Annotated in this window: 23 protein-coding genes and 1 tRNA gene; 13 read left to right on the top strand and 11 right to left on the bottom strand. The window is 41.3% G+C overall.

Annotated elements, in window-relative coordinates:
* Positions 1-52 precede the first annotated feature (52 nt).
* On the top strand, positions 53-538 hold the full coding sequence (locus AC5YCD_RS04960) for a phosphate-starvation-inducible protein PsiE (RefSeq protein ID WP_496128964.1): 486 nt from the start codon (positions 53-55) through the stop codon (positions 536-538).
* Here the strand turns inward: AC5YCD_RS04960 and AC5YCD_RS04955 are convergent.
* Positions 535-903, bottom strand: a complete 369-nt coding sequence (locus tag AC5YCD_RS04955; protein ID WP_496128963.1) for an RcnB family protein — start codon at positions 901-903, stop codon at positions 535-537. The genes AC5YCD_RS04960 and AC5YCD_RS04955 overlap by 4 nt on opposite strands.
* A gap of 102 nt (positions 904-1,005) precedes the next feature.
* On the opposite strand from AC5YCD_RS04955, the gene AC5YCD_RS04950 reads away from it, so the two are divergent.
* Entirely contained in the window at positions 1,006-1,461 is a 456-nt protein-coding gene (locus AC5YCD_RS04950) for a hypothetical protein (protein WP_496128962.1), read from the top strand.
* 78 nt (positions 1,462-1,539) lie between these two features.
* On the opposite strand, the gene AC5YCD_RS04945 is transcribed toward AC5YCD_RS04950, so the two are convergent.
* Both AC5YCD_RS04945 and znuD read right to left on the bottom strand, forming a co-directional pair.
* On the bottom strand, positions 1,540-3,006 hold the full coding sequence (locus tag AC5YCD_RS04945; RefSeq protein ID WP_496128961.1) for a phospholipase D-like domain-containing protein: 1,467 nt from the start codon (positions 3,004-3,006) through the stop codon (positions 1,540-1,542).
* A gap of 76 nt (positions 3,007-3,082) precedes the next feature.
* Complete coding sequence (znuD, locus tag AC5YCD_RS04940; protein WP_496128960.1) at positions 3,083-5,200, bottom strand: zinc piracy TonB-dependent receptor ZnuD; 2,118 nt, start codon at positions 5,198-5,200, stop codon at positions 3,083-3,085.
* A 132-nt stretch (positions 5,201-5,332) separates the two neighbouring features.
* Here znuD and AC5YCD_RS04935 point away from each other — a divergent pair, with 132 nt between their 5' ends.
* From AC5YCD_RS04935 to AC5YCD_RS04920, 4 genes are all read left to right on the top strand, one after another.
* Complete coding sequence (locus AC5YCD_RS04935) at positions 5,333-6,097, top strand: DUF4184 family protein (RefSeq protein ID WP_496128959.1); 765 nt, start codon at positions 5,333-5,335, stop codon at positions 6,095-6,097.
* Positions 6,098-6,252: 155 nt separating this feature from the next.
* Complete coding sequence (gene aspS / locus AC5YCD_RS04930; RefSeq protein ID WP_496128958.1) at positions 6,253-8,037, top strand: aspartate--tRNA ligase; 1,785 nt, start codon at positions 6,253-6,255, stop codon at positions 8,035-8,037.
* A gap of 133 nt (positions 8,038-8,170) precedes the next feature.
* Positions 8,171-8,395, top strand: a complete 225-nt coding sequence (locus AC5YCD_RS04925) for a hypothetical protein (RefSeq protein WP_122899532.1) — start codon at positions 8,171-8,173, stop codon at positions 8,393-8,395.
* 67 nt (positions 8,396-8,462) lie between these two features.
* On the top strand, positions 8,463-9,329 hold the full coding sequence (locus AC5YCD_RS04920) for a lysophospholipid acyltransferase family protein (RefSeq protein ID WP_496128957.1): 867 nt from the start codon (positions 8,463-8,465) through the stop codon (positions 9,327-9,329).
* A gap of 44 nt (positions 9,330-9,373) precedes the next feature.
* Here the strand turns inward: AC5YCD_RS04920 and AC5YCD_RS04915 are convergent, their stop codons facing one another.
* From AC5YCD_RS04915 to AC5YCD_RS04880, 8 genes are all read right to left on the bottom strand, one after another.
* Entirely contained in the window at positions 9,374-10,048 is a 675-nt protein-coding gene (locus AC5YCD_RS04915) for an SGNH/GDSL hydrolase family protein (protein ID WP_496128956.1), read from the bottom strand.
* 12 nt (positions 10,049-10,060) lie between these two features.
* Positions 10,061-11,107 (bottom strand): glycosyltransferase, encoded by a 1,047-nt coding sequence (locus tag AC5YCD_RS04910; protein WP_496128955.1) that lies wholly within the window; start codon positions 11,105-11,107, stop codon positions 10,061-10,063.
* Positions 11,104-11,766, bottom strand: a complete 663-nt coding sequence (locus AC5YCD_RS04905) for a YrbL family protein (RefSeq protein ID WP_496128954.1) — start codon at positions 11,764-11,766, stop codon at positions 11,104-11,106. Before AC5YCD_RS04905 ends, AC5YCD_RS04910 begins: the two co-directional genes overlap by 4 nt.
* Before the next feature lie 65 nt (positions 11,767-11,831).
* On the bottom strand, positions 11,832-12,716 hold the full coding sequence (locus tag AC5YCD_RS04900) for a mitochondrial fission ELM1 family protein (RefSeq protein WP_496128953.1): 885 nt from the start codon (positions 12,714-12,716) through the stop codon (positions 11,832-11,834).
* 70 nt (positions 12,717-12,786) lie between these two features.
* Positions 12,787-13,713, bottom strand: coding sequence for a branched-chain amino acid transaminase (locus AC5YCD_RS04895; RefSeq protein ID WP_496128952.1), 927 nt, complete (start codon positions 13,711-13,713; stop codon positions 12,787-12,789).
* Between the two features lie 18 nt (positions 13,714-13,731).
* Positions 13,732-16,494: a bifunctional [glutamate--ammonia ligase]-adenylyl-L-tyrosine phosphorylase/[glutamate--ammonia-ligase] adenylyltransferase gene (gene glnE / locus AC5YCD_RS04890; RefSeq protein WP_496128951.1), complete on the bottom strand. Its 2,763-nt coding sequence runs from the start codon at positions 16,492-16,494 to the stop codon at positions 13,732-13,734.
* A gap of 69 nt (positions 16,495-16,563) precedes the next feature.
* Positions 16,564-17,823, bottom strand: a complete 1,260-nt coding sequence (locus tag AC5YCD_RS04885) for a sensor histidine kinase (protein ID WP_496128950.1) — start codon at positions 17,821-17,823, stop codon at positions 16,564-16,566.
* 263 nt (positions 17,824-18,086) lie between these two features.
* Positions 18,087-18,173 (bottom strand) — tRNA-Leu (locus tag AC5YCD_RS04880).
* A gap of 174 nt (positions 18,174-18,347) precedes the next feature.
* Here AC5YCD_RS04880 and queA point away from each other — a divergent pair.
* From queA to secD, 7 genes are all read left to right on the top strand, one after another.
* Positions 18,348-19,385 carry a tRNA preQ1(34) S-adenosylmethionine ribosyltransferase-isomerase QueA gene (gene queA, locus AC5YCD_RS04875; RefSeq protein ID WP_496128949.1) on the top strand — a complete coding sequence of 346 codons (1,038 nt, stop codon included), beginning with the start codon at positions 18,348-18,350 and terminating at the stop codon, positions 19,383-19,385.
* 9 nt (positions 19,386-19,394) lie between these two features.
* The gene (locus AC5YCD_RS04870) at positions 19,395-20,432 is read left to right on the top strand and encodes a hypothetical protein (protein ID WP_496128948.1); all 1,038 of its coding nucleotides are present in this window, start codon (positions 19,395-19,397) and stop codon (positions 20,430-20,432) included.
* A gap of 10 nt (positions 20,433-20,442) precedes the next feature.
* Complete coding sequence (locus tag AC5YCD_RS04865) at positions 20,443-21,009, top strand: LemA family protein (RefSeq protein ID WP_496128947.1); 567 nt, start codon at positions 20,443-20,445, stop codon at positions 21,007-21,009.
* A gap of 46 nt (positions 21,010-21,055) precedes the next feature.
* Positions 21,056-21,880, top strand: a complete 825-nt coding sequence (locus tag AC5YCD_RS04860) for a hypothetical protein (RefSeq protein ID WP_496128946.1) — start codon at positions 21,056-21,058, stop codon at positions 21,878-21,880.
* Positions 21,881-22,000: 120 nt separating this feature from the next.
* A complete protein-coding gene (gene tgt, locus AC5YCD_RS04855; protein ID WP_496128945.1) occupies positions 22,001-23,131 on the top strand; it encodes a tRNA guanosine(34) transglycosylase Tgt in 1,131 nt (376 codons plus the stop codon).
* 83 nt (positions 23,132-23,214) lie between these two features.
* The gene (gene yajC / locus AC5YCD_RS04850) at positions 23,215-23,544 is read left to right on the top strand and encodes a preprotein translocase subunit YajC (RefSeq protein WP_496128944.1); all 330 of its coding nucleotides are present in this window, start codon (positions 23,215-23,217) and stop codon (positions 23,542-23,544) included.
* Positions 23,545-23,597: 53 nt separating this feature from the next.
* Complete coding sequence (gene secD / locus AC5YCD_RS04845) at positions 23,598-25,499, top strand: protein translocase subunit SecD (protein ID WP_496128943.1); 1,902 nt, start codon at positions 23,598-23,600, stop codon at positions 25,497-25,499.
* Position 25,500 lies beyond the last annotated feature (1 nt).

The following is a 25,500-nucleotide window of genomic DNA, read 5'->3' as shown; positions in this document are numbered from 1 at the left end:
AAAAATTGCATGATTTTTCTTGTAAATATATTCAAAACAGCGAGATAACATCATGGCCAAATCACATCCACTAGAGCGCTATTTAGATCAATTTGGCAATCGGATTGTTGAGGGTTTTCATTATAGTGCTTTGTTTATTATTGGCTGTATGGTGATTTGGTCCGCAGGTCATACAGTTTGGGATATTTTAACTGTTAAACAATATGCAGCAATTGATGATATTTTACTGTTATTCATTTATTTAGAACTGGGTGCCATGGTAGGGATTTACTTTAAAACCAACCACATGCCCGTACGTTTTTTAATTTATATCGCCATCACTGCTTTAACTCGCTTACTCATTTCTGACATTCAACATGATCATAAAGCAGACATGGATTTAGTCATTATTACAGGTTCTATTTTAATTTTAGCTGCAGCCATTTTGGTGGTACGCTTTGCTTCATGGCATTACCCATCGGTGATTCGCAATAAAGAACAAGAACAAGCTTTACCGCAAGACAAAACGCCCCGCCCACAAGATGACGAATTGGCTTAACGCTGCGGCACTAAAGCATAACGCCCATTTTCATAAATCCAATACATACCCCTTGGCGGTGCAGGCAAACCTAAACGCTGCCAATCGGAAATAAAAACATAGTTGGAGCTTTGAATATAAGACGTGGCTGGCTGACCATTGACAAAACTATAACTTTGAGTGTTTTGTACCACCGTCGTTGGGCCTTGATATTGAATAGAAACATGCGGCTGTGGACGTGGCCACTGCGCTGGATGTGGTGGTTTAGGGCGCATCGGGCGCTGGATTTTTTTCTCTACTCCACGATAGCCTGCCCACGGACTCTCTGCCCAGACTTGCGGACTTAGCAAAGCAACTAACAGCGTATAAGCCAAAAATTGACGCATGTTTTTTATCCTGATTGACTTTTAACTAGCATAACAAGTTGGCTTTTAAAGCAAAACCAAGTTTATGTTAAGATAGCTTTTTTTCTGGCTGAGTGAAGTATTGTGGCTGAACAATTAAGTTTCGACCGTCTCTATGAGTATTTCTGCAAAGTACCGAGTGTGCGTAAGGCGTTAATCGAAAGCTATGGCACCGATGGTCAGCATGCATGGTGGTTTAAATTCCAAATTAATGTTGAGCATCCATTGGCATGGCAAACGGTACAAGAACTGGGTCATGTTTTAAATTATATTTCAAAAAATGAACGCTTACCGACCCAATTCTTACCTGTCTCACCACCACCTTATATGAACGGTGAAGCCAAAGACTTTTTATCGTGGGTGATTCAATGTAACCATGCCGATTTTCCACCAGATGTGGTGTGTGATTGGCTAGAAGCACGTTTACCAAATCCTGTAAATGATGCAGAGAAATGGAAAATTAAAACCAAGATTGAAGAGCTTGATCAATTAAGCGATAAAGAACTTGATCAAATGGTACCACCAAATCCACAGCCTTAAAGAATCCCTCCTAACCTCCCTTTAAAAAAGGGAGGAATTCCCTCTCCTTTTAGGAGAGGCTTAGGGAGAGGTAAAGCACTAAAACGTCCCGATGCCACTCCATTCCATCAAGCGATAGAGCGCATATTTTAATTTAGACGCATCGGCATATTTGGCATAGTCGACACTGATTTGCTTGCCGTCTAAATTTGACCATGCAGTGTTAAAATACTGCTCTGCATCTTGAAACACCTGTGCATCGCGACTGCCAATTACACGTAAATTACTTTCTAAATTATAATTTTTTAAATTACGTGCGGTGTAATTGGCTGAACCTAAAATGATCTCTGTATTGTCCACATCGCGTTTAATTAGCATTTTGCTATGACATTGTTCACCTTGGGTATTACACCAACGCACATCAATCCCTGCTTGATGTAATTCTGCTGCGACAGGGCGATTTGGAATACCATTTTTAGTGCGACCAAACGCATCTTTATTGGGATCAAGGAGTACGCGTACTTTTACACCACGCTGATGTGCCGCAATCAGCTCTTCAATCACACGACGTTCAGATAGATAAAACATCGCTAAATCTAGTTCTACATCGGCTTTCTTGCTACTAATAATACTCTGTAAAACCGCATCATAAATGGCTTTTTCAGTCAGTAATTGCACTTGCGGCTGGGTTTTCTCGGCTTCAAAATCACCCACAATCAGCATCGGCATATTGGCTTTGGACATCTGCCCCACACTGTGTTCAGTATTCAGCACATCAATTGCTGTATGCCCTTTGACCCATAACGCGACATTGGAATGGCGTGAGCTACCATCATGGGTATTCATGGAAGTCACCAAAGTTTGCCAACCAGTTGCCGAATCCACCACCAAAACTTTACGATGATTAGCTTTAAAGTTGGCAAGATTTAAATAGCTGCGTAAAGTCACTTTGCCCGCACCGACAGGATTGGGTAACCAACCGCCTTGCGGATTATTTTGAATACCTTGACAGCATAAATACCAAAAACTTGACCATATTGGATTAGAGGCACGTAATGGGGTTAAATCGGTTTCAATCACATCAATGCCAGCTTGGCGCATTTGACGATAATGCTCAGGCTGCACACCGCCATAAACTGAGTTAATTGGATCAGTAATGACTTTAATGTCGATATTTGGATTGAAGTAACGCTTTTGAATTAAGGCTTGGCTGAGCTGTTGTGTTAATGGGCGATGCTCAAGCTTTGACTCGCCTGTTTCCGCATTCAATAAAAACATATCCAGCACAATCAAGCTTTGGGCTTCATCAATCATCTTGAGCATGCGATCAAAAATCATCTGCTGCGTGTGTGACTTACCATGTTGATCAACATAAGTTTGATCACTTAAGAACTCTACTTCGGCATGCCGTAATTTACCCGTGTAGTTTAGGCCTTCAGGTAAGGGTTTATACATATGATAAGTACCTGATGCCACAAGGCTGAGCAATAAAATCGCAATCACCACAGCAATATAACGACGAAGTGACCAATTTAACTTGGTGTGAATTCTCTGGAAGATACGCATAACAAAAAACCTAGTCCAATGCGCTCAGACTAGGTTTTATTGTATGAATTTTCAAGGGCTTTTCTGTGTATTTGGCTTAGAAGTCAAACTCTAGGCCCACAGTAAAGTTACGTCCCACCTGTGGAATATTCGATAGGAAAGAGGCATGAGAATAGACTTGATCATCTAATAAATTGTTGGCTTTTAAATACACGCGGTAGTCTTGATCATTAGCATAACGACCCGTGTAATTTAAGCCGACATTGACCATATTGTAGCTTTGGGTTTGTTGTTCAAAGTCAGCAAACTTGTCTTGTTTAAACACATGATAATACTCAGCACTACCCGACCACTGATCATCAAATTGCGCATTGACTTTGGTGCCTAAACGACCCGCTGGTACACGCGGTGCATTATCGCCATCAATTTTGCCACGCACATAGTCACCAAATAAGCCAACCGTGTAAGTGTCATTGATATGGTAAGACACTTCAGCTTCAGTACCGTAGAAACGTGCTTTGTCTTGGGTGTATTCAAGGTCTAAGAAATCATCTACATAACCATGTGATTGACCGTAAATATAGTTATCAAACCAATTATGGTAAACATGCAGGTGATAATCAATTTTTTCACCTTCAAAGTGGAATCCCACTTCTAGGTTATTTGATTTTTCAGCATCAAGATCAGCATTACCATGCTCAAGTGTTTTGGTCGCATAGTGTTTGCCTTGTGCATACAACTCTTGAGCAATTGGCAAACGTTGTTGATGAGAACCCACCACAGAGAGTTTATAACTTGGTGCAAATTCCCAATTGGCTGCTACAGAACCTGAAACACCTGTACCAGAATAGTCTTTAGCTTCTGAATCTACTTTAACTTTTTGATGATCAACTCGCGCGCCAAATTCAACATGCACATCGCCTATTTGCTTATGTTCTAAAGCAAATAAACTGTATTTTTGAGTTTTGGTATTTGGCATGAGTACATCATGACTATGATCCGAATGATCTTCATCATCTTCTACTTCTGAAACAATAATATCTTCGTCATGACCATGACCACCAATACTTGCTAGGTTAATTCTTTGCTGGCTAAACTGCGCCCCAATCACACCTTCCCAACCTGCAACAGGAACATGCACCAACTCTAAACGACCATCATAAGCCTTACTCTTAAAGTTGCTGAGTGCCTCACTGCCTTCTAGCTCATCATGTTCGTAGTCGGTAAAGCTTACATGTGCTCGTAATTTGTTAAATCCTGGCATTGGATCAAATAATTCAGCACGTACATCATAACGTTCAGATTTTAAATCAATCCAAGCTCCTGCTTCTTCAGCATGTTCATGACCTGCATGTTCATCACCATGCTCATGCCCCGGCAAACCATACTGATCTTGGCGATTGCTATAAGATGCACCGACAAAACCACGATCATGAATCCATGAACCACCAATATTGATGGTTTCACCCTCAGAGAAAGTATTGTCTACACGGCGTTTTTTTACAGCATGTTCATGCTCATGAATGTGAATATCGCCATTTTCTTCGATGTGCTCTTCTTTATGGATATGAACATCAAAATAATTTGGCGCAATATAGTCATTCGCTTTACGTTTTGAACCTTCGACACGTAATGCAAAGTTTTCACCAATCCCCGCTGTCACACCTGCACTGGCTAACTTCTCATCATTGCCTGAGTTATAGCGCACACCCACTGTGCTTTCTACGCCATCGTTTGGCATTTGGGTTGGAATCTTTTGGTCAGTGACATTGACCAAACCACCGACTGTCCCTGCTGCATACAGAAGTGTTGATGGACCACGAATCACTTCAACTTGTTTTGCAAGCAATGGATCAACAGTCACATTATGATCGGGTGATAGGGTTGAAACATCGGCGGTTTCAGAGGCATGTTGAAGAACTTTGACACGTGGACCATCTTGACCACGAATCACGGGACGGCTTGAGCCTGTGCCATATTGGTTCGAGTAAACCCCTAGCTCACCTGCTAAGGCATCACCAATCGTTGCTGCCCCTGTTGATAATTTTTTCTGATCCAGCACATTGTCTGCCACGGCAAAATCAGCCGCTGTTTGCACCAATGGATGTGCGGTCAATTGAATGGTATCTAAAGTTGCAGTTGCTTCATCAGCAAGACTCAGTGGCGCCACTGAGGCAAAAATTGCAAGTGTAATCAGGTTCTTATGTAGGGACATGACTTAAGGCTCAAAGTCGGTAAAATCAGAATGATGTTATAATATAACATTTCATTATTTTTGCAATAAAAAACAGCCGTGTTTGGCAAGTTCAGTTAAGCTTAAGGCAATCTGTTGATTTACTGTGTCGCAATGCCTTTTACCTTATCGCATGCAGTGCTTGCACCTGTACTCGCCCGCGCAAGTCAACATACCTTACCACTTGCCGCCTTGGCAATTGGCTGTATGTTACCTGATTTATATCGTTTATTTGTCACTGATGCAGGACGTATTTCGCATCGTTGGTCGGGGCAAATTTATCCCAACTTAGTCATTGGTTTGGGCTTTTGTGGGCTATGGTATGCCCTGTACCGGCCCATGCTTTATCAGTTATTTAATTTATCCGACCCGATTCAAATTAAAGGAGTTTTAGGCGCATTAAAATTTATTTTTTGTATGCTGATTGCACTCCTTCTTGGCAATGCTACGCATATCCTCTGGGATGGTCTGACCCATGTAGATTTTCGCACTCTAATCCTGCATGATTTCTTAAGTCAAAACATTGCGGTATTAGGTGTTGAGTATCCGCTGCACTTTATCTTGCAAATTCTGAGTTCTGCTTTGGCCTTGCCAGTTTTAGTGTATTGGATCATACGTTATTGTCAACGCCACCACAGCCCAAATTTGGCCACACAGCGTCTACGGTTTGCGATTGCGACTGCTTTTCTCCTAGCAACTGTCATGGCCATTTTTTGGAGTTGGGCCTATTTAAGCCAGTTCTCATTTAATACGTTACAAGGCAACGCTTATTACTTTATTGGGCGTACATTTAATGAATTTAGTCAGATTTTCTTATTCGTTTCAGCCTTTGTCTTAAGCATTTTAAGTATTTGGCAACAATTTTTTCGCGATAAATAAAGCAATCACTGGCCTTTGCCTTAATTTAATGCTGTTTTTTGTTGTAGTTCTTGTGAGGGCTGTCCCAAAGAGGCATAATCCTAGACTTTGAATAAAAGCATACGCTGTTTACGTAGTAGCTTTTTTGTAACCCATATAGTTGGATTTTATACGCCATGATGCGAACTCATTACTGCGGTTCTTTAACCGAAGCTCAAATTGACCAAACCGTAACATTATGCGGTTGGGTACACCGTCGCCGTGACCACGGTGGTGTCATTTTCCTTGACATGCGTGACCGTGACGGTCTTGTGCAAGTGGTTATCGATCCAGATACGCCAGAAGCATTCGCAACTGCGGATAAAGCACGTTCAGAATTTGTATTAAAAATTACAGGCCGCGTACGTCGTCGTTACGAAGGCACTGAAAACGCAAATATTACTAGCGGTCAAATCGAAGTGCTTGGTAAAGAAATCGAAGTTCTTGCTGCATCAGAAACGCCGCCATTCCCATTAAATGACGAAAATACCAACATTTCTGAAGAAGTACGTTTAAAGTACCGTTTCTTAGACATCCGTCGTCAAGAAATGTTAGATCGTTTACGTTTCCGTTCTAAATTAACTAACCTGATTCGTAACTATTTCGAAGAAAATGGTTTCTTAGACGTTGAAACACCGATTCTAACGCGTGCAACACCAGAAGGTGCACGTGACTATTTAGTGCCAAGCCGTGTATCAAACGGTAGCTTCTACGCATTGCCACAATCACCTCAGCTATTTAAACAGTTGTTGATGGTCGGTGGTATTGATCGTTACTACCAAATCGCGAAATGTTTCCGTGATGAAGACTTACGTGCGGATCGTCAGCCTGAATTCACCCAAATCGACGTTGAAACATCGTTCATGAGTGACGATGACATCATGGATTTAATGGAAACTTTAACCATTAAGATGTTCAAAGAACTTCTTAATGTTGAGTTTGATAAATTCCCACGTATGACCTATGCAGATGCAATGCGTGACTATGCATCAGATAAGCCTGACTTACGTATTCCTTTGAAACTTGTTGACGTTGCAGACATGATGCAAGACGTTGAGTTCAAAGTATTCGCAGGCCCTGCTAAAGATCCTAAAGGTCGTATTGTTGCGTTACGTGTACCGGGTGCGGGTGCTTTACCACGTAGCCAAATCGACGAATATACTAAATTCGTGGGTATCTACGGTGCAAAAGGCTTGGCTTACATTAAAGTCAACGATCTTGAAAAAGGCATTGAAGGTCTACAATCTCCAATCGTTAAATTTATCGAGCCAATCGTACTTGATCTATTAAAACGCGTGGGTGCTGAAAACGGCGACATCGTATTCTTTGGTGCAGATAAAGCCAAAGTTGTAAATGATGCTATGGGTGCTTTACGTATTAAAGTGGGTCATGACATGAACATGGCGACATGTGAGTGGGCACCGCTTTGGGTGGTTGACTTCCCAATGTTCGAAGAAACAGATGATGGCAAATGGACCTCTGTACATCACCCATTCACGCTACCAAAATCAAGCGTTGAAGAAGTGAAGAATAATCCAGGTGCGGCATTGTCTGTTGCTTACGATATGGTCCTAAACGGTACTGAAATCGGTGGTGGTTCACTACGTATCTTTAACCTAGAAATGCAAAAAGCCATCTTTGAAGCTTTAGGGATTTCTGAAGAAGAAGCAGAAGAGAAATTCAGCTTCTTGTTAAATGCGTTGAAATTCGGTGCACCTCCGCATGGTGGTTTGGCATTCGGTCTTGACCGTTTAGTTATGTTGATGACAGGTGCATCTTCTATTCGTGACGTGATTGCCTTCCCTAAAACTAAAACTGCTGAATGTCCGTTAACTCAAGCGCCTGCGCCAGTTGAATCGACTCAGTTACGTGATTTGGGTATTCGTTTACGCGAAAAACCAAAAGCTGAAGAAGCAAAATAATTTTTTAGCGTCTTCTTTTTTCTCCCTTGAGGAGAAATAAAAAAGCCCTGCAATAGCAGGGCTTTTTGTGTGATTGAGCCAAAAGCATAACGGTGGCATAATAGCCTCAGTTTAGTTTTAGGGTAAGCAAGCGATGGCTATGCGTCCTGCGGTTCGTAATAAAGGCATTATGCTGATTGTATTTTCAGTGGTGCAATGGTTATTTATGCGTTATATCTTAGCCAATAATTTATTTAGCTTAGATACCAATGAGCGAATTTTATATTTCTGCGTAAGCAGTATTGCTGGTGCATTTGTTATTTTTATTGCCTTAATTTATATGGTCTTGATGGGCAACCCAGACAAATATAAGAATTAATTTATTTTAAAGCCTTTAATTTTAAAGGCTTTAATTTTCTCTCTTCTTTTTTTCTATCCTTATCTTTATGCTTTATTATTTTTTAAAAGTCATCGCGCGTTTGCCCTTGACTTGGTTATATACACTCGCCCATTGTTTTGCTTATTTACTGTATTTACTCCCTTCTTCATTTAAAAAGATTAGTCAAACCAACCTGAATTTGGTCTATCCAAGCCTGTCCTCTCAAGCCCAGACAGCCTTACTCAAAAGCAGCTTAAAGAGCCAATGCTATACCTATGTCGAGTCAATTAAATGTTGGGGGATGCCCAAGGCCTACAGCATCGATTTAGTACAAAATGTACAAGGTGCTCAATTGCTTGAAGATGCACTGGCCAATCACAAAGGCGTGATTATGGTGGTAACCCATTTTGGCTGTTGGGAGCTGCTAAATGCGTGGCTGAGCCAATATACCGCCCCAGTAATTATGTATAAACCCAATAAAAACAAAAGTGTAGATCGGTTTGTTTTACAAGCACGGCAAAACTTTAATGCAACGTTGGTGGCCACCGATAAAACTGGCGTCAGTGCGATTTTCAAACACTTAAAGCAAGGTGGTCTAACTGTGATTTTGCCAGACCATTTGCCCAAACCCTCAGGCGGTATTTATGCCAATTTTTTTGCCCAAGAAGTATTATGTACCACGTTGGTGTCTAAACTGGCACAAAAAACCCAATGTAATATATTAGGTTTAAGCTGCTTACGGGTAAAATCGGGCTTTAAAGTCATTTGCCAACCCATGCACCATGACATTGGTGGGAAAGATTTACAACGCTCGGTAGAATGCTTAAATCATGAAATGCAAGCCATGATTAACCAAGCCCCAGAACAATATATTTGGTCGTATAAGCGTTTTCGACGTATGCCAAGCGATCCACATTTATATAAACGCTGCTAGCCCGCTGAGTGCTGAAAAAACCTTTATTTCTGTAGGTTTTCTTATTAAGTCATCACATGCTGTTTTAACTGAGCCAATATATTGTCCGCCACGGCTTGGTGTCCCTTGCCCGACAAATGAGTTGGATCATCATAATAATCACTGTTTAAATGGGCTTTTAACAGATCAAAATGCTTGATCACAAACACACGCTGGCCATCGTGCAATTTAGCTAAAGCTTGGTTATAGGCCAAAATACGTGGTTCACGGCTTAAGTCCTGATTTGGATAAATTTCTGGCAATAAAATATATTTAGCTTGGCTATGCTGAATCATGTATTGAATATTAGCAATATATTCTTCAACGGGTACTACATTGCGTGTACCAAACAGAGCATGAAAATTAAATTTTCGACCATACTTTTTAATTTTTTTCACGATCTTACGCAAAAATTTACGCCATTTGGTATCTGGGTAATACAATACAAAGGGCGCACCATTAAAGGTTTGCCACGAATCTACAATGCCATATTGAATCGACAAAATGTCTGCACTTTGCACATCCTCTTTTTTAAAATATTGTAAGCCTTCACGGGTGCTTGACATGGTATGTCCGTAGTTGGTCACTTGCCAACCCATTGCCGCGGCTACACGTTCAGGATAGGCATGATTTTGCTGCAGCGGTGCACCTAAAGTTACGCAATCGCCAAGCGCAACATAACGAAGTTTTGAATTTTGCATGTTGAGTCTGCCTTAATGAGCCAATAATTGTTGGTAAAGCTTAGCCGTTTGCTCAGCCATACTGCTGACCGTTAATTCCTGCTGGGCACGTTGAAATAAGCCTTGCCAATCTTGCTGTTGTTTTGATTCTACACTTAATGCTTGCTGCAAAGCCTGACGTAAGCCTTGTATATCATTTAACTCTGCTAAAGCCTCAGGCGGCAACCACTCCACAACCCCATTCACTTTGGTAGACACCATAATTTTTTCCGCCTGTAAGGCTTCAACCATCACCAGCGGAAAACCTTCACGCTCTGAAGATAATGCAACCACATCAGCCAATTGTAATATGTCCCGTGCATCACGGCGAAAACCTAAAAATGCGACGTGTTCAGTCATATCTAAGGCTTTTACTTGTGCTTCTAAATCGGCGCGTAAAGAGCCATCACCGACAATCCACAAATTGGCTTGAATGCCTTGCATGGCTTGAATCAGTAAAGCAATATTTTTTACCGGTTCTAAACGTCCAATACATAGCACATTTTTTTGCTGAGGGTTCAGCTGTGGATGCTGAGCAAAAATCTCATGTTGTAGTTTTTTTGCTTCTGCTGGGCTTAATGCAGGCTGTTGATGTACACCGTTATAAATCACATGCGCTTTATGTTCGGGAATGCCTGCTTTTAATGCTGCACTTACAGCAATCACTGCATCAGCATGCGCATAAATGGCTTTATTTTTTTTGGTGCCGTGTACTGTCGTGACCACTTTGGCTGATTTAGGTAAACAGCTACGAATAAGTTTGACTAACTCAGCGGCTTTCCCCGCTTGTGCGTGTACAATGTCAGGTTGAATCTGCTGAATCAGTCGCGCGAGTTGCCACCATAACAGCGGATTTAAACGGCTACGCGCAAAGTTAAAGCCATGAAAATGTACCCGTGGATGAAGATGCTGGGCATACGCCTCTAAGGCAATTAAATGTACCTCATGCTGCTCAGATAAAGTATTCACCAAGTTAAAGGTATGTTGTTCCAAACCGCCTAAGCCACCACCACTGGTTGCCATAATCTGTACAATTTTCATGCAGTTGTCTTCTGAATATTTTGTTGAACCAAAACTTTTAAGCGTGCAATACGACGCTTAATTTTTTTATGCATCAAAGATTTAAACCAATACGAGACGGGAATAATCTCTTTACCACGCAGCACCGACTTTACATCAATACATTTCAGTTGAAGCTGTTGCCCATCGCGCTGTACCACCAAATTACCTGCATTTAAATCAAACAATGGAATATTATATTTGAGCAACCAAGTTTGAAACTCATCTAATGCAGCAAGCAGTTGCTTTGTATCAATGTTGCTTGGATGCTGCATATAATGAAATAAGCTTTTTGCAATTTGCCCATCGGCACTTTGTACCAACTCACAGCGTAGGATTAAACCTTGGGCACTGGCATCTACACTAATACAACGCGCCATATAAGTATCAAGGACTGTGTGACCTAAACGCTGTACTAGACTTTGATAGGCTTGCCACTCAATATAATTTTCATTAAAGATACTCAAGCGATCACTCAGTTCACGACGAATACGCTGGCGAAAATTTTTCACACTGCGCTGATGCTTAGGTAAATCAATTTTGAGGCATATGGCAGGGTCTTGTACATCACGTACACAAATACGGTTTGCACCTTTACCAATCACATCTGCAGCTGACCACTGCACTTGTTGCTCTGCCATTATCCAACCTAACTATTACACGAATTGCGCATTATAAGACAATGCAGCCTTAGAAAAATGTATTTTTATACCAGTACAGAAGCAACCCGATCCGCCTCTTGTAATGTACTGGCTTTGGGCAGATGCAGAATAGACGTAGCCAAACTGGCTCGTTTTTGTTGTAACAACAAATCAACCGATGCAGTAATGCGATCTTGCTTTAAACGCTCTATAGCAATAACACCCACTTTACAGCCTGCTGTTAAAGCTTCATAAATCATAGAGACACTATCTTCTGTGACCCATACTGCTTCAGCCAATTGCATTTGTTCAAAAATCCAACCTTGTATCGTATCTTCTACTGGGAAAATCTGTAATTTTGCTGCAAAGCTGTGTGTATTGAGTTGGCTTAAAAACTCTTTTGGGGTACGGCGTGATGTGGTTAAAATAATGTCAGATTTTTTATTATCTTGTACAATTTTCTCAATGGTTTCTAAAACCTTGGCTTCGTTCCACTTATGACGTTTAGAGTCACCCCCTAGCGCAATTAAAATGCGTTTAGGTTGATGGCGCTTTTCATTGACAATTGGATTTAAAGCGCCTTCGGTCACAATCACATTGTTTTCTGCGTTAATCCCATCATGTTTAGGCACCACCACATAATTAAACCAATGCAGCGGAAATTTAGGCTTCATTAACACCACTGTTTTGGCTTTGGGAAACACTTGCCCTAACAGCAGGACTTTAAGCTGAGTTTGACTGCCGACACTGAAAATATAATCAGGTATCTGTTGAATTTTGGGATGCTTTTGATTGCCACGCGCTAAAAATAAGTTAAACGCAGATAGAGATTCAGCAGCCACTTCTTCAAAGGTCACTTGCTGCGTGCTTAAACGCTGCATGGCTTTATATAAACCCAAAGCCTGTGAGCGATGCCCTGCTTTTCCATCTGTTACATAAACAATATGCATGTATCAACCTATTTAAAACACAATAAAAAAGGCGAAACTTTCGTTTCGCCTCTCATACTACCCGATTGACTTATTTTACGTAAGTTAACCAGTGCGCATATTTAGGATCTTTACCCTGAACTGCATCAAAGTATGCTTTTTGGATTTGCGTTGTGATTGGACCACGTACACCTTCACCAATTTGACGATCATCGTATTCACGAATTGGCGTCACTTCTGCTGCTGTACCTGTGAAGAATGCTTCATCAGCAATGTAGAATTCATCGCGGGTAATACGACGTTCAATCACGTCATAACCTAAGTCTTTAGCAATGGTGATGATGGTTTGACGAGTAATACCGTCAAGCGCACCGCCTGCGATATCAGGGGTATGAATCACGCCATCACGAACCAAGAATACGTTTTCGCCTGAACCTTGGCATACATAACCTTGTGGATCAAGTAACATAGCTTCGTCATAACCTGAGTGAGCCACTTCTTGATGCGCAAGAATGGATAAGGTGTAGTTACCCGATGCTTTGGCTTTACACATGGTCACGTTTGGATGATGATGCGTAAATGATGAAGTTTTTACGCGAATGCCTTTCGCCATCGCTTCTTCACCAAGGTAAGCACCCCAGCTCCATGCCGCAACCACTGCATGAATGGTATTGTCTGTTGCAGCAATACCTAATTTTTCTGAACCAATAAAGATAATTGGACGTAAGTAGCAAGATGCTAATTTATTTTCACGAACCACATCAATTTGAGCTTTCTCTAATGCTGCTTGATCAAATGGAACTTTCATTTGATAGATTTTTGCAGAATTTAACAGACGCTTAGTGTGTTCTTTTAAACGGAAAATAGCCGTTCCATTCGGGGTTTCATAGGCACGGACACCTTCAAACACACCCATACTATAATGCAAGGTATGTGTAAGTACGTGAGTTTTCGCCTCACGCCAATCAACTAATTGTCCATCTTGCCAAATAAAACCATCACGATCAGCCAAATTCATGACACACACTCCAAATTGTTATACACAGTCATTTTTATCCAAGGCAAACACTGCACTTGGATCAATTAATCTTTGCCATAACTTGCAAACGACCTCTCGGGTAGCGTGCCAATCATCTGCCAAAACTTGCATGGATTGATTTGCAAGTGCTAGACGATGGCTCTCGGCTCGTTCACGAAGATAAGCTTGAATCAATGCTGTCGCGTCGGCGCTGGATAAGCATTCCGTTCTTGCGGCATCCTCAAGGATTCGTACGTTGTCAGAGTAATGGGCGAGATCGGGATTCGACCCACTCCATGCTAATACCGCATACTGTGCCATAAATTCGATATCAACGATACCACCTGCATCCTGTTTTAAATGAAAAATTCCATCTTTTTGTTGCTCTTTTGAGGAACCTAAATGTTCTTTCATTTTTTGGCGCATTTTCAGCACTTCGGTACGAACATTGGCTTCATCGCGTGGCTGAGTCAAAATAAGGCAACGTAACTCCTCAAATTTTTGGCAAAGGCTAGCCTCGCCTGCAATTGAGCGGGCCCGCACTAAAGCTTGATGTTCCCATACCCATGCACTTTTAAATTGATATTGTTCAAAGGCTTTAAAGCTGGTCACCAGTAAACCCGCCTCACCCGATGGGCGCAAACGGGTGTCAATTTCATAGACACGACCATCTAAGGTTTGCGTGGTCATCAGTGACATAAATTTTTGCGCCACCCGCATAGCAAACTCAAAACCGCTAATGGCTTTTTTACCGTCGGTATCGGCTTGTTCATCCATGGCATGAATAAAGACTAAATCTAAATCTGAGCCATAGCCGAGTTCAATGCCACCGACTTTGCCATAACCAATCACACTAAAAGCAATATGATCGAGCGAACAACGTTGACCTTCTAAATCAAGTGGATAGCCGTGTTTTTTAGCCACAATTTGATAAGCCAAATGCAGTATGGCTTTGACTGAGACTTCCGCAATATCGGTTAAGGCATCAGAGACTTTCATCAGTGGACTTTCAGCCAAAACATCACTGGCTGCCACAGTTAAGACATTGGATTTTTTAAATAGACGTAACACGCGCATTTGATCTTCAACTTGATCAATCTCAATGCGTAGCAGTTGCTGACGTAATGAATCTTCTAAATCTTGACGCTTTGGCAGCTCAAAATCCATGGATAAAAATTCATCTAATAATACCGGATAATGCGTGAGTTCTTCACAAATCCATGGGCTAACAGTGGCCATTTTCACTAAGCGTTGCAGCGCACCTTTGCTTTCAATCAGCATGACCAAATATACGGTACGGCGCATGACCGATTCCAGCAATGGCATAAGACGCACTAAGGCCATTTGTGGATGATCAGATTGCAACACAGCTTCAAGTAAATGCGGCCAAAAGCTTTTGAGACGTTGAATGGCTTTGGCCGGTAGTTTTTTTAAGGCGTGTCCATGCCAAAATTCGTGCACCAGATTCTTGGCGTTATCATCTAAAACCTCATGTAACCGCTGCTCAAGCTGACTCATGTTTTCAACTGAACTATCTAAGTCTTTTTCTTTAATTAAATGCTCAAATTGATACATGACCTTGCTGCGTTTGGCATTTAAGCACTGTAAAAATGCCTGCCAACTCTCAAAGCCTAAAGTTTCAAAAATACGTGCACGTAAATCGGGTTCTGTCGGTAAAGATTGGGTTTGTTGATCATTTAAGGCTTGAATGGCATGTTCAACACGGCGTAAGAACAAATAGGCATCTTCTAAATCAATGACCGCTTGTTCATCTAACAACTCTGCATCATCTAAATGACTTAAGCTAACCAAACATTGACGATCTTGCAGCTCTAAGCGGTAGCCACCATAAATCAGCTGAAAGACTTGCACAATAAATTCAACTTCGCGAATCCCACCTGCGCCCAATTTAATGTCATCTTCAATATTACGCCGTGCCACTTCACGCTCGATCATGGCTTTCATTTCACGCATCGCTTCAAATGCAGTGTAATCGACATATTTACGGAACACGAACGGTCGTGTCATTTCTAAAAGCTCATCACCCTCAGGGCTTGGATTCACAATACGTGCTTTAATCCATGCATAACGTTCCCATTCACGACCATGTTGGCTTAAATATTTCTCTAAGGCGATATGACTGATCGCTAGAGCAGAACCATCTCCCCAAGGACGTAAGCGCATATCCACACGGAAAACAAAACCATCAGCAGTAATGTGATCAAGCAGATAAATTAGTTTTTGGCCCCATAAGATACAAAACTGCTGCACATCAATCGACTTACGCCCACCTTCGGTTTCACCCTGTTCATCAAAGGCAAAGATCAGGTCAATATCACTGGATAAATTGAGTTCTTGCGCGCCCAATTTCCCCATGGCAATGACAATTAAATCTTGCACTTTGCCGTTATACCCGATGGGTTGACCATATTTAGCCACCAACGGAGCTAAGGCAAAATCTTTAGCAGCACAGATGGCCGCATCAGCAAAGTCAGACAGTTCTCGCGTTAAGGTTAAGACATCGGTGAGTTGATTGGCATCTTGCCAAATCCAACGAAACATAAGCCGTGCACGCAAGATCCGCATGTGGCGCATCCAACTGCTTTCATCTGTGACATCCTGTAGGGCTTGATGGACACAATGATAAATTTGCGCACTGCTTAAAGAGCTTAAAAACGCATCTGCCGCATAATCCTCTTTGAGTAACTCAGCATGTATGCTAAGCACTTGCTCCGCATATTGACTGGCGCGTAAGGTCTTTTGTAACTGTGCTGTATTCATTGCTTTCTTTCTCAAGCCCTGTTTTTTACCTGTTATAACAGTAAGCTTGAGCTTTAGAAAAGTATTTTATCAGCAAGCTTGGCTTTGACGTTGTTCAAGTGCTTGGTGAGTATGATTGGCTGCAGGTAAAGTAACTTTAAAAATAGTGCCCTCACCTTCTTTCGAGTGCACACTAATCTGACCTTGATTTAAGTCAATAAAGCGTTTGCACAGCACCAAACCCAATCCAGTGCCTTTTTCACCTAAGGTACCTTGGCGGCTATAGGTAATCTTAGGTTCAAATAAGGTTTCAATCTGCGCTTTGGTCATCCCTAAACCTGTATCTTGAATATAAATATGTACCTGCTGCTGTGCAGTTTCGGCACGTAAAATCACCCGACCACTGCCATCATTGTGGGTAAATTTTAACGCATTAGACACTAAGTTCTGAATCACCGAGGTAATCATATTAATATCGGCATAAACCTTAATATTTTCCTCAACTTGGTTAATGAGTTGAATATTCTTTTTAACCGCCAAACTCCCCAAGACATCTGTAACAATTTTAGTCGATTGTGATAAAGCAAAATTAATCGGGTGATAGACAAAACGTCCACCTTCTGCCATGGCCCAATTGAGTAAACTTTCTAATAAATTGTAGGTGGACTGCGCTGTATCAAAGACGTAATCACTAATATCTTGAATACCTTTTTCATCAAGCGTGTCACGTTCCTTGGCGAGGATTTCAGAAAAGCCCAACAAACCATGAAAAGGGGCACGTAAGTCATGAGCAATAATTTGGAAGAATTTGGTTTTACTAAAATTGAGCGCCGCTTGTTGCTCAAATTCTTCTTTCAGTTCAGCATTTTCTAAACGTAAACGAATAATCCCCATTAAGCTTTGAATAAACTCGCGCACAATCACAATGCTTTTTTCATCAAAAGGCGTGTCGTTTTGGTCAAATAAGTATACATGACCCACAGAATCTTCACTGTCACACAAATCAACCGCCAACATACGACGATGATGCATGCCTAGATTTTGCATATACGCGGATGCTTTGGCATAAATCGGGTGATTCGGGGTGATTAAATCAGTCTCTGCAAAAAACTCATTGACTGTAGCATCTGCTTCAGATAAAAACGGACGGCACCCCTCATCAGATGAGAACCAAATATAGGGTTCATCTTTAAATGCTAAAATCGCATGATCTGTTTGGAGCATACTGCGGGCAAACTTTAAAAAATCGCTAATACGATTGTCTGCACCAAATACACCAAGCAATAATGAGAGTTTGCAGGCACTGAGCTGCTCAGTTTCTGAGCCTATTTCTAATAATTTGAGTTCCATATTCTCAGCCTCATCATTTTTTCTCAATTAGAAAAAATTGACTTCGTATCTCCATTATTTAGCACGCTATTGATTAAAATGACAACAACAAAAAATACAAAAGACGTTCAAACCTTAACATAATATATAACTAGTTTTTTACCAAGTGGTATAAACCAAATTTAATCAAAAAGTTATAAGGTTTTTTTATGAATTTTATTAATATAAAAAAACAGGCATAAAAAAACCCCAAACCTTTAATGCCAGTTTGGGGTTTTTAAATATGGTCCCGAGGGTCGGACTCGAACCGACACGTCATCTCTGACAGCGGATTTTGAATCCGCCGCGTCTACCAATTTCACCACCTCGGGAGAGATGTTGTGAGGACTATAATAAACTTATTTTTTAAGCTGTCAACGCTTTATCTTTGTTTTTGCTCAAAATTAAGGCAGATGGCTTTTTTTTGCCGTTAAAATCGGCAATTTCTGCCATTTTAAACAAAAAGGCATATACTAAGGCCAGTTTTTTTAAGCCTTATGTTCAACATGCAACTGTCTGACTTTAATTTTGATCTCCCTGACGAATTGATTGCTCGTTATCCTCTCGAAACACGTAGCGCATCGCGTTTATTACATTTAGATAAACATGGTCAGCATCATGATTATCACTTTACCGATATTTTAGAGCTGCTTCATCCAGGTGACTTATTGGTGTTAAATGACACTAAAGTCATGAAAGCCCGTCTCAAAGGTAAACGTGCGTCTGGTGGTGCAGTCGAGGTGTTAGTCGAGCGCATGCAAGATCAGTTTATTGCGCACTGTCACATTAAAGCCAGTAACTCGCCAAAGGCAGGTGCGGAACTGTTTATTGGACCCGACCAAGTTAAAGTGACCGTACAAGGTCGCCATGAAAATTTATTTGTTGTTGAGTTTTCACAGCCTATTTTAGATGTATTGGATCAATATGGCGCTCTGCCTATTCCGCCTTACTTTAACCGTGAAGCAGAGGATATTGATACCGAACGTTATCAAACTGTTTTTAATGATCCAACCAAAATTGCCAGTGTGGCAGCACCCACTGCAAGCTTACATTTTGATGAAGAATTACTGCAAAAATTAGCTGAAAAAGGCATTCAAACCACTTTTGTGACGCTACATGTCGGAGCAGGAACGTTCTTACCGGTACGTACTAACGATATTGAAAATCACATTATGCACAGTGAATGGTGCCAAGTTTCTGATGAAGCCATGCAAAAGATTCGTGACACCAAAGCGCGTGGTAATCAAGTGATTGCAGTGGGCACCACAGCAACGCGTGCCACTGAAAGTGCAGCGCAAGCCAATGGTGGCGAACTTAAAGCGTGGACTGGCGATACACAAATTTTTATCTATCCAGGTTATGAGTTTAAGGTGGTAGATCGTTTAATTACCAACTTCCACTTACCTGAATCTACTTTATTGATGTTGGTATCAGCACTGTCAAATCGTGACAATATCTTAACTGCTTATCAACATGCTGTTGCAAATCGCTACCGCTTCTTTAGCTATGGCGATGCTATGCTGATTGATCACGCCGTAAAATAATCCAATCCTATGCCGATCGAGACCAGTCAACGCATTTTAGCTTTACGTAGTCAAAAGAATGCTGAGGTGGAACATAATCTGGCTCGGTTATGGCAAATTGGGCGCAATAGCCATTCAGCTGAAGATCTACTGAATCAGCTGCATCCATGGAGTGCGCCCAAGCATTTAAAATTTGATAATGCTTTAGCAATTTTGACTGCCTTAGTCGGCGCTGTTTTTATTTTACCGTTACTTTTAGACCCCTATGCTAGGCTTGCGCAACTGAGCGCTTTTGCTGCTGTTTGCCTCTTAGGTTTAAGTTATTTGCTCTACGCATCCGAACGTCCAATTACAGAAGTGATTGCATATTTAGAACAGCGCATGATTCAGACCCGATATCAGCTGCATTACCATAAACAACCTGAAGCCTTAGCTCGTCCTTTAAATCCCACCTTATTCATTGCACAATTAAAACAACAATTCCCTATTTTTAATCGTGGCAGCATTGTTAACGAAATTCCATTTTTTGCCAGCACCATTTGGCAAGAACAAAATGGAAAAAAGCATCAGATTTTGCTATTCCAATATCATTTTGTTAATCAATTACAAGTGCGTAATCAGCAAGGTGAACGCCTGAGCGTTAAGGAAGTGCATCAAGATTTATGGGGCGTGTTTATCTTTGATCTTGATCATGACTTACCTACCTTTGCAGCTAGTACCCAACATAAAAAAATGCCTTACCCCTATCATTTGCCTTGGCACAGCAGCGACATTCAAATTCGCAAGCGTTTATATATCGGCGGAGAAAACCCTTTAGACATGGCAAAAAAAATAGGGCCTGCCTTGACCTTAAAATTAGGTCAATTTTTTAGCCAACGTCAAGGTGAGCTTTATATTAATGAAAATCAAAATATGCTGTGTTATTTAGGCCAAGATGATTTAATGAAAATTACAAGCCATAATCATAAAAAAATTCAAGATATTTCGGCATTACGTGGACACTTACGCACTTTTAAATTACCCTTACTAGAGTGTTTAAAAAACGATCTACTGACTTTATTACAATGAGGAACATGGCATGCAACTCCTGATTTTTCTTGGGCTGGTGATGCTAATCATCGTTGCTGTCATTATGATTCGTAACAATATTATTCGTCACCATAACGCCAGCATTCGAGCCTGGGCGGATGTCGCCAGTTTTGAACGTCAAAAAGTTAAAATTTTAGAAGGACTTGCTCCACTGGTTGAGCAATATGCACAATTTGAGCAAGGTACTTTGGCACAAGTGACTGAATTACGTCAAAATATTGTGCAGCTCAAGACCGATAGCACCGATATTAGTCGCCTACAGCAGATTGAAGCCTTATCTAAGCAATTGATGCAGAGCTTAAATGTGATAGTGGAAAACTATCCTGAGCTTAAAGCCGATCAAATCTATTTAAAAATGATGCAAGAAATTGAAGAACAAAATGAGAATGTAGGTGCAGCAATTACGATTTTTAACCGCAATGTAGAAGTTTTTAACAATTATATCCAAATCTTTCCAAATAACTTGATTAATACTGCAACAACGGGCAAAAAGCCGATTCGAGTCTTTCGTGACGTCTCCACTGCGCAAAACTTTGATTATCGACCAAATTTTTAAATATAATGACCGCTCACGCTAGGGCATTACAATAACCAAGGATCTCATGTTAGAACATCTACCTGTCTTAAAAGATGCGTTAATCCATGAATTTTATCAGCTTTACGATCGTTATTATGAAGACGAAATTTATGGCTGTGCCTTGGTGTTTAACGAGTATATGATGCTCGACTATCTAACCATTGCCACCAAACGTAGCTTGTTTTCTGATGTTGAAGATTATGCACAGTTTTTAAGTCATGATGACAAATGGAATGTCAATAAATGGCGCTTTCGCTCTAGTCCTCATCATAACCGTCTGAATGAGTTTAAAACTTTGCTAGCGGACTATTTTCAGCGTCGGCATTTTTTTGGTACGCCGCTACAACAGCAAAATTTAACCGAACTGAATAATTTAGATCTACTACTCAATGCCTACAAACAAGCCAAAGAAGATTTGGTTGAGTCCTATGGTTTAGATGTCGATCAAATTCTGTTTTTTGTACATGTTCCAACCCAGCCCAATCTTGAAACCAGTTCAGCAGTCTTCTTAAATGCGTCGAGCCAATTACTGCAAGAATTTATGCAACTAAAACAGCATAATCACGTAGCACATGATCCAGCTCGTTTAAAAAAGCTCACCCAAGCAGACAAAGACATGTTGGTTGATATTGCGCAATTGGTACGGCTTGATCCTTTTGATTATATGCAAATTGCCAATCAAGCCTATATTTTAACGCTCGATGCTACTTTTGCAGATATCAACCCTTATATCCAAAATTTGGTGCAAACCATTGCTGCAATGGATACTGATCCACAATTTGCCCTGACCCGTGAGGAAATTTTAGAGCGCATCGATCAGTTCTATAGCAAGGTGATTCAACAGCGTTGATTACACAAAAATACACAGCAACTCGGTAAATACTAGCGTTTGGGCGCAGAATCAAGGAAAATAGCTCCCTTTATTTTTAGCCATCAGCGAACTGTTTTTTCGCCTTGAGTTGGAACGTGTATGAAGTTTGAAAAATTAGCGCAGTCGGGCCGTGCTCGTCGTGGTCGCTTAACCCTAGAACATGGTGTGGTTGAAACACCAATGTTTATGCCTGTAGGTACTTACGGTACGGTCAAAGGGGTATTACCACGCGATATTAAAGAGATTAAATCTCAAGTGATTTTGGGTAATACCTTCCATTTGTACCTGCGTCCAGGTTTAGATGTGATCCGTGAACACGGCGGTTTACATCAGTTTATGAAATGGAACAATCCAATTTTAACTGATTCAGGCGGCTTCCAAGTGTTTAGTCTGGGCGCAATGCGTAAGATTAAAGAAGAAGGCGTGACCTTCCGTTCGCCAATTGATGGTTCTAAAGTATTTCTATCACCTGAAATCTCAATGGATATTCAACATACCTTGAATTCTGACATTGTGATGATTTTTGATGAATGTACACCTTATCCTGCTACACATGAAGAAGCGCAAAAATCTTTACAGCTGTCATTACGTTGGGCAAAACGCTGTAAGACACAACATCACGAGGTGTTAAAAAACCGTAATGCTTTGTTTGGTATCATTCAAGGTGGTATGTACGAAGACCTACGTGATGAATCTTTAAAAGGTCTACTTGAGATTGACTTTGATGGTTATGCCATTGGTGGTTTATCTGTAGGTGAACCAAAAGAAGAAATGATCAAGGTTTTGGATTATCTGCCTGCCAAAATGCCAGAAGATAAACCACGTTATTTAATGGGCGTGGGTAAGCCTGAAGATATCGTCGAAGCGGTACGTCGCGGTGTGGATATGTTTGACTGTGTTATGCCAACGCGTAACGCACGTAATGGTCATTATTTTGTAACCGATGGTTTAGTGCGTATTCGTAACAGCCAATATCGCCATGACCAAGGTCCACTCGATCCACATTGTGATTGTTACACCTGTACCAACTTTACTCGTTCGTATTTATTCCATTTAGAAAAATGCGGTGAAATGTTAGGTTCGATGCTCGGCACGATTCACAATTTACGTTATTACCTACGTTTAACTGAAATGATGCGTGATGCCTTGGATAACGGTACATTTGACGAATTTGTTGCAGACTTTTATGCACGTCGCGGCCTAGAAGTACCACCTTGCCCTGTTGATTAATCTTTTTGCTATTTGCGCTAAAGAAAAAGACAAGGTAAATTGCTGTTCAAGACATTTTTTACTTAGTATTTAGGAAATTATAGATGAGCCTTTTTATTTCAACCGCTCATGCAGCAGGTGAAGCTGCACAACAACCTAGCCTGATGGCCAACCTCTTGATGATTGCGGTATTTGTTGCAATCTTCTACTTCTTGATTTGGCGTCCTCAAGCAAAACGCGCCAAAGAACACCGTAATCTTGTACAAAGCTTAGGTGTAGGTAGCGAAGTGGTTTTTGCTGGCGGTCTTATGGGTCGTATCACCAAAATTGAAGGTGATTTTGCAGTGGTAGAATTGAATCGTGGCGTAGAAGTGAAAATTCAACGTGCGAGTGTGATTTCGGTTCTACCTGAAGGCACTTTGAATAACCTCTAATCACAATGTAAGTCGTGCAAGTTGCACGACTTTTTATTTTAAGAAGAAAATAAATGCGTTACCCTGCATGGAAATATCTACTGATCCTCGTTGTTTTGGTGATCAGTACTTTATATGCCCTGCCAAGTTTGTATCCAGATGAACCTGCCGTGCAAATTTCGGGTGCCAAAGCTGGTACTCAAATTGACGCAAGCATCGTACAAAAAGCAGAGCAAATCCTCAAAAGCGAAAATCTCAGTAGTCATGACAGCAGCTTTAGTAATAATGCAGCTTTGCTGCGTCTAGATTCCTCTGAAGCCCAGCTCAAAGCCAAAGATGCCTTGCGTCAAGGTTTGGGTGATGATTATGTTGTGGCGTTAAACTTAGCGCCTACTACACCAGAGTGGCTACAAAAAATTGGTGCCAAACCAATGAAGCTCGGTCTGGATTTACGTGGTGGTGTACACTTCTTACTTGAAGTGGACATGGACAAAGCCATTAGCCAGCGTATGGAAACATCCGCAACTGATTTGCGTCGTCAACTGCGTGAAAACAACCTTAAATTTAATAGTTTAAGCTTAGCGAACAACACCATTACGGTTCAATTTGCCGATAATGATGCGCGTAGCGCGGCCATGGACTTCTTACGTCGTAATGGCAATGAGTTTAATCAACAAGCGCTCGCGACAGATGCAGGTGCAACTTTACGCTTAACCTACACAGATACGCGTCGTCAAGAAATTCAAAGCTACGCAGTCAATCAAAACTTAACCACTTTACGTAACCGTATTAATGAGTTAGGTGTAGCTGAGGCATTGGTACAAACCCAAGGTAGCAACCGTATTGTGGTTGAATTACCAGGCGTACAAGATACTGCCGAAGCAAAACGTGTTTTAGGTCGTACAGCGAACTTAGAATTCCGTTTAGTGTCTGATTTAAATGATCAATACATTGACCCTTATTTGGGCAAATCAAATGGTCAACCTGTTCCTCCAGGCACTGAGCTATTTGCATTTGAATCTTTAGACAGCGGTCGTGAGTTACTGTTAAATCGTAATCGTATCTTAACGGGTGAGCGTGTACAAAATGCTTCATCTGGTTTTAGCCAAGATACGGGTGGTGCCGAGGTCAACATTACCCTCGACTCTGCTGGCGGTAAGCTCATGGCGGATGCCACGCGTAACGCAGTGGGTAAACGCATGGCGGTATTGTTCATTGAGAACAAACAAAAAATTAGCTATGTCGAAGATCCTGAAACAGGTACACAAACTGAAGTACGTACTCCTTATACCGAATCTGTGGTCATTAACGCAGCAACGATTCAAGCTGTCTTGGGATCACAGTTCCGTATTACTGGTCTAGATTCACCACAAGAAGCCTCAGAGCTGGCACTTATGCTACGTGCGGGTGCTTTAGCTGCACCTATGTACTTTGTTGAAGAGCGTGTGATTGGGCCAAGTTTAGGTCAAGAAAACATCGACAAAGGCGTACTGTCTACGCAAATTGGTTTCTTACTGGTTGCGATTTGGATGGTGGTGTTTTTCCGTCTATTTGGTGTGATTGCCAATTTTGCTTTGGTGTTTAACTTAGCCATGATTTTAACCGTCATGTCTTGGATTGGTGCTTCGCTGACCCTACCGGGTATTGCTGGGATCGTGATTACCATTGGTATGGCAGTCGATGCCAACGTACTGATTTGTGAACGAATTCGAGAGGAAATAAAATGGGGCGCTTCGCCTAAACAGGCCATTGTGGCCGGTTATGACCGTGCTTATAACACCATTTTTGACTCGAACTTAACCACATTCTTGGTGGCATTTATTCTATTTGCGATTGGTACCGGCCCGATTAAAGGCTTCGCGGTGACCCTCATGATTGGTATTGTCTGCTCGATGTTTACTGCGATTACAGTGACGCGTGCGATTGTACAAATTATCTATGGCAAAAAGCGCGACCTGAAAAAGTTGAGCATTTAAG

Source organism: Acinetobacter sp. CY05 (assembly GCF_059515805.1).
The sequence above is the reverse complement of the archived record's forward strand: the minus strand, read 5'-3'. Positions and strand labels throughout refer to the sequence as shown.